Raw genomic sequence first — 473 nt, forward strand, 5'->3', positions numbered from 1 at the left:
CGCGGCCTTCTTCTGCGCGGGCGGCGGTGGCGCGGGCTTGGTCGCGGGGTCCGGCGCGGCGGTCGCAATGGTCTGCTGCGGCTCTTTGCAGTCGGTGAGCCAGATGTCGTAGATCGGATGTTCGACGCCGTGCAGGCCGGGGCTTGCCGCGTACATCCAGCCCGAAAAGATGCGCTTCACCTCGCCCTGCAAGGTGATCTCGTCGACCTCGACGAAGGCGTCGGTGTTGGTGGCCTCCGTCGCCGGCCGCGTGTAGCAGGCGTCGGTCTTGACGCGCAGCGCGCCGAACTGGACCGTCTCGCCGATCTCCTCGTCGAAATTGATGATGCGCCCGGTGATCTTGTCGAGACCGGAGAAGGTCGCCTTCTTGTTCACGATCTTCTGGGCCGGCGGTTCGGTGACGACCTCGTCGCCCGGCTGCAGGCTCGCCGGGGTCTGCGGCACGGCGCCCGGAGCACCCTTCTGCTGCGGCT

1 protein-coding gene is annotated in these 473 nt (G+C 68.1%); it reads right to left on the reverse strand.

Annotated features, from left to right (window positions below; translation table 11 throughout):
• On the reverse strand, positions 1-473 hold a 473-nt coding region (locus tag MOV75_RS41775), incomplete at both ends, for a DUF2155 domain-containing protein (RefSeq protein WP_247008734.1).

This window comes from Bradyrhizobium sp. PRIMUS42 (assembly GCF_023006515.1).
In the GTDB taxonomy this organism is placed as follows: domain Bacteria; phylum Pseudomonadota; class Alphaproteobacteria; order Rhizobiales; family Xanthobacteraceae; genus Bradyrhizobium.